This is a genomic window from Frankia sp. Hr75.2 (genome assembly GCF_949319125.1).
GTDB lineage: Bacteria > Actinomycetota > Actinomycetes > Frankiales > Frankiaceae > Parafrankia > Parafrankia soli.
The window spans coordinates 1-5,068 of sequence record NZ_CASGGV010000086.1 but is presented as its reverse complement, the minus strand read 5'-3'; the positions used below and the strand labels follow the sequence as shown (position 1 = coordinate 5,068).

The following is a 5,068-nucleotide window of genomic DNA, read 5'->3' as shown; positions in this document are numbered from 1 at the left end:
TCGTCACCCCGCGGCTCCAGCAGTAGTCGGTCGCTACCCGGATGAAAGGTAGCCGTGACCCATGAATGCTGAGCCTGCCCCGGAGGTGCGCAACCTTCGCGCCTACATCGGCACACCGCGTGGCGTCGTGCGCGCGGTCGACGACGTGTCCCTGGACCCTCACCACACCCAGGCCCTGGGTGTGGTGGGGAGTCCGGGTCCGGCAAGTCAGTGATGGCACGTGCGATCATGGGTCTGATCATCGCTCGGTCCGGATGCTCGGGCCAGGTGGTGTTCCAGGGCCGGGATCTCCTCAAGGAGCGGGCGGAGAGCCGGGGCAAGCAGATCGCCATGGTGTTCCAGAACCCCGGTCGGTCGCTGAACCCCGTGGTGCGGGTGTAACGGCAGTTGACCGAGGGGACGCGCCGGCGCCTCGGCCTCATCTGCCCCGAAACCCGGGCGCGGGCCCTCGACCTCCGCAAGGAGGTCGGGGTGCCCGATCCGGAACGGCGGCTTTCTGCTGATCACGAGGCACGGTGTCAGCAGCGAGCTGTGCGCTCAGCGCGGACAGCGACCCGGGCTGAACCGGATACATGATCGTCAGCATGGTGATGCTGTCGGAGGGCAGCTGATCGAGAAAGCGCACGTCGATCGGAGAGCGGCTGACCGAGGCCGATTCGACGGTTCTGCCGCCGTGGCCATCCAGCTCCGCGGCGGGGTGGATCTTCAGGGTCACCTCCCCGCCGTCCGGTACTTCCACGTCACCGCGTGCCGGCAGCGGCCCCAGGTGGTCGTAGGAGGAGCCAACCCAGTCGATCGTGCCCACAGTGCGGTTCTCGGGGAACGGGAGGACGACCACGAGCACAGACTGCCCGGTCCGATCGCAGGCGGCCAACGATTTCCGTCGGCCGCGACCGGAGGTTCCACCATCGCGATCGTTCAGCGATTTGCGCGTCGGCCCTGGCCGCTGCTCTGGTCCTTGCTGTTTCTCCGATGGCTTGGTCTCAACGTCCGGCCGCTGCATGGGCGGGCTCGGGAGCGGGGGCATGCGAGCCCACCAGCCATAGTTGCAGCTTTCCGTGCGCGATCGGTCACGTTGTGGAGGTTCGCGTTAGTATCGACGTCCAAGATGCCCGACGGGCTAAATGCCCAGGTCGCACCGATGGTCGCGGTGACCAGTGCCCCTGGGGAGGCTCGTACAGCATCCACGCAAATTTCAGCCGAGCCTGGTCGTTTCCGCCCGTCTACCTGCGCTTATCACCCCCAACGTCCGTCCGGCGGGCACGCCGCTCCTGACCGGGGGTGACGCATGATGGCCGCCGAGAGCGCTGCTTTGGCCGACCAGCCCGGGCGGAGCGGCCGGCGGACGGGCGGGACGTGGCGGCTGCCCTCAGCTTCACCGGACGGCTGCGACCATCCGGTGGTGGAGTCCTTTCACCCCCACTCGATTCCGTGGCGCCGCGTGGCGCACTTGAGGTTGTCCCAGCACAGGATGATCGGGGCGTGGAGCTGGTGGTGCGCGGCGACGATCAGCGTTGCGTAGTCGTCCTCGGAGAAGCTGCGGCGCTCGCCTTTGCGGCCGTGGTGGAGAACATCCGGGGTCGCTGGCCGGGCCGGTACAGTAGCCGACCTGCTCGAATGTCCAGCCGCGGGCCAGGCCGAAGATGGGTGAGAGCGCGACCATCGGCGGCTAGATGAGCGCCGGGTGCAGGCCGAGGGTCAGCTCGTCGTTCACCAAGCCGATGATGATTGTTCCCGGGTTCGGGCCCTGCTCGATCCTCCACTCGCGTGGCTCGGGGAACGGACGCACCGGCTCGAACCTGTCAGGATCGCCGTCGTAGCCCCTGCCTGGCACCGTGCTTGCGCGGTGGTAGCGACGCACCCGGGATTACGGCTGCCGGCGGAGGGGCTACCGAAAGAGCACCGTCCTCACGTCACGCCAGGAACGCGCACAAACGGCTGGCATTCGCTGGTCGGGCAACGCGATTTCGCGGCCGGGTCGATGCTCGGCCTTCTGGTCGGAAAATCGATAAACGGGGACGCGTCAGACGGGGACGCGCGTCGAGGACGGGGCTGCCGGCCAGGCAGGGCGAGAGACGCTCATCCTTCGGCGTCGGGAACGAGGTGCGCGGACCCGTTGCGGCGGCCATGGCGAACAACGCCGGCGCCGCGCCCTCCCAGCAGGCGCCGCCGGGCGTGGTTCACGGACGAGGCCCGCGCGCCCGCGGCATGACGGGCACCGCTCAGAGCCCGGTTGAAACCCTCGGTGCGGAGCCTTCCCGTCCCAGCGTCGTGGATCTTACGGTGCCGTCTCGCGCGCCGCCCTCGGTGGGTGCCTTCCCGGTCGCCCGCCGGAAGCGCTGACGGTATTCCCCGGGCGTGATTCCGAAACGCTTGCGGAAAGCGATGTGGAAGCCGACCGCACTTTTGTACCCGACCTTCTGGGGTATCGCGCCGAGCGGGATGTCGCTTTCCGCGAGAAGACGCGCGGACTCACGCATCCGGCGGAGGATGAGATGGCTGGACGGGCTCTCGCCGACGATCTCGCGGAAACTGGCCGCGAAGGCCGATCGAGACATGCCGACCTCCCGGGCCAGGGACTCGATCGTCCAGGGCTCGACGAATCGCGTGTACATGATCAGAAGAGCTTTGCTGATGGCCGGGTCCTTCAGCGCGGTGAGCACCTCCGGGCGATCCATCATGCCGCGCAGCAGTGGGTGGAGACTGAGAATGAAGAAGACCTCGAAGATCCGCAGGGTGATCAGGCGCGCCCCGGGCCCGCCGTCCCGGTCCGTGACGAGCTGGTGGATGATGTCCCGCAGCAGTGGTTCCGCCTCCACGGCCTCCCGCTCGAGCGTGAGGATCCACGGCAACGCGTGGTACAAGGAGGACACGGTGTCGGCGTCGTAGTAGAGGCCCGCGCAGAGTATCCGTGTCTGCTCGCCCTCTCCACCGAGAGCCAGCTGGCTCGAGGTCCCCGGCGAGCGGTCGGCGAGCAGGGTCCGCAGCGGCACGCCTCGCCGATCAGGGCGGTCTGAGACCCGGTGCGACCGCCCGGTGGGGAATACCGCCAGGTCCCCCTCTCGCAGTAGGACCGGCCGGGCCCCCTCGGTGCCGATCCAGCACGAGCCCTCGATGACGTAGTGGAGTACGACGCAGTCCGATTCAGAATCACCCTCGATCGACCAGGGAGAATTCAGTAGCCAATGGCTCTGGAACACTCCGGTCAGACGAATCGGACGTAGAAGCTCACCCAGCAGATCGTTTTCCTGGTCCGCTACCTGCACGGGCATGTCCCCGCTCCCTCGGTACTGGCGGCTCGCTCCATTGGACGGTGCCTGCGGAACACCGGGCGTTCGACCGGGTCATCCGCGGTACATCAGTATCCGAGCCTAACCTGTACACAACCGCCAGATTCAGGTCTGCACCTGGTCGCGAAGACGACAATATCATCTTGATCGGGAATCGCGTGGTCTTCGGGGCCGGGGCCCAGGTCAAGCCATGTGACCCCGGGCCCTCGACCGGGTAGGGCGGTGCCGCCGAGGTGACGAGTCTCACGGGCAATGGGGGATTTCCGCTCGGTTCGATCGACATAGCGCCAATGCCACCCGCGCCTGCCCGCGGCCAGTTCGGTGGTGTCCAGGACTGCCGGGTCATCCAGGAAACTCCACTTTTCGTTCGGCGGCCCCCGGGTGGCGCAGGCCCGTTCCGGGGCCCGGACGGGTCCCGGTGGAACTCCCGTTCCCGCAGGCGATGCGGCCACATCGAGCCGACCTCCGACTACGCGCCCGCCCAACCAGCTGCGATTGTCCGCCGCCGCAGGACGGGCCATATTTGGTGACAGTAGAGGTCAGATGTGGTATCAGGGTGCGCAGAGTATCGGACACCCGGGGACGCGCGGGCATCGAGCCGTCTCGGACGCATGGACGTTTGTTAAGTAGCCCTGGTCGATACTTTATTGCATCCCCGGTTCGGGTGGAGAACCGTTGTCGTGGGCCGGTTCTCGACGGGTACGGGGGGAGGAGCCAGGTCGTGGTTGCAGCCGGGCGCACTTCGGGCAGCGCGTCGGTTCGCGCCGCGAAAGTTCTCGTCGCGGGCGCGGGGATAGGTGGGCTCGCGGCAGCACTGAGCCTGCAGGACGCCGGTTTCGACCGTGTCGTCGTGTTGGAAGCCGCACCTGAACTACGCCCGCTGGGCGCCGGGGTGAACCTGCTGCCCAACGCGGTACGTGAATTGGCCGCGCTCGGCCTTTATCACGATGTCGCGAGGCGGGCGGTGCGGACTGCGGAGATTCGATACCACAACCAGCACGGTGACCTGATCATGGCGGAGCCGCGTGGTCGGGCCGACGGCTACGACTGGCCGCAACTGTCGATCCGACGAGGTGAGCTCCAGCAGGTGCTTCTCGACGCGGTCCGCACCCGGCTCGGTGAATGCGCACTCGTCAGTGACTGCCGCGTGACCGGGGTGTCCAGCCGGTCCGGGGTGCACGTCGACGTCCTGCGCGGCGGTCAGCCCACCAGGCTTACCGCCGATCTGCTGGTCGGCGCGGACGGAATCCACTCCGCCGTTCGGCGGTCGCTCCTCGGCAACGACGGCGAACCGGTCTGGAACGGACAGGTCGTCTGGCGCGGCATGGCCTGGGCTCCGCCGGTGAGCCCGGCGAACAGCATGGTCATCATGGGTGACGGAGTCCGCAAGGCGGTGGTGTACGCGGTGACCCCGCCCCGCGGTGACGGGCATGTGCTGCTCAACTGGGCGGTCTCCCGTCGCTTCGACACCGCTGAGGTCGACCGCTCGGACTGGAACCGGCCGGTGCCGGCCGGGAAGTTCGCCCACGAGTTCGTGGGATGGCGTACCGGCGGGCACCTTCTGACCGACCTGTTCCAGGCCGCGAGCGGATGTTTCGAGTACCCGATGATCGATCGCGACCCGCTGCCCACCTGGAGCCGCGGGCAGGCCACACTGCTCGGCGACGCCGCGCACGCGATGCATCCCATGGGCTCCAACGCGACGACCCAGGCTGTGATCGACGCACGTGCCCTCGCCTACTTCATGGCACTGGAGCCGGATGTCGAACGTGCCCTGA

4 protein-coding genes are annotated in these 5,068 nt (G+C 67.7%); 2 read left to right on the top strand and 2 right to left on the bottom strand.

The features are described from left to right. Window positions 1–228: 228 nt before the first annotated feature. Window positions 229–381, top strand: coding sequence for a hypothetical protein (locus AC559T_RS08225; RefSeq protein ID WP_235015120.1), 153 nt, complete (start codon window positions 229–231; stop codon window positions 379–381). 37 nt (window positions 382–418) lie between these two features. On the opposite strand, the gene AC559T_RS08220 is transcribed toward AC559T_RS08225, so the two are convergent. Next, on the bottom strand, window positions 419–805 hold the full coding sequence (locus AC559T_RS08220; RefSeq protein ID WP_498868314.1) for a hypothetical protein: 387 nt from the start codon (window positions 803–805) through the stop codon (window positions 419–421). A gap of 1,417 nt (window positions 806–2,222) precedes the next feature. Continuing rightward, window positions 2,223–3,272 carry an AraC family transcriptional regulator gene (locus tag AC559T_RS08215; RefSeq protein ID WP_498868313.1) on the bottom strand — a complete coding sequence of 350 codons (1,050 nt, stop codon included), beginning with the start codon at window positions 3,270–3,272 and terminating at the stop codon, window positions 2,223–2,225. A 739-nt stretch (window positions 3,273–4,011) separates the two neighbouring features. Between AC559T_RS08215 and AC559T_RS08210 the strand changes: the two genes are divergently transcribed. Further along, window positions 4,012–5,068 (top strand): FAD-dependent monooxygenase (locus tag AC559T_RS08210; protein WP_498868312.1); only part of this gene is annotated, 1,057 nt, incomplete at its 3' end.

Coding starts and splice junctions, on each gene's coding strand:
- AC559T_RS08215 (WP_498868313.1), bottom strand. CDS start 3,272: ATGCCCGTGCAGGTAGCGGACCAGGAAAACGATCTGCTGGGTGAGCTT.
- AC559T_RS08225 (WP_235015120.1), top strand. CDS start 229: ATGGGTCTGATCATCGCTCGGTCCGGATGCTCGGGCCAGGTGGTGTTC.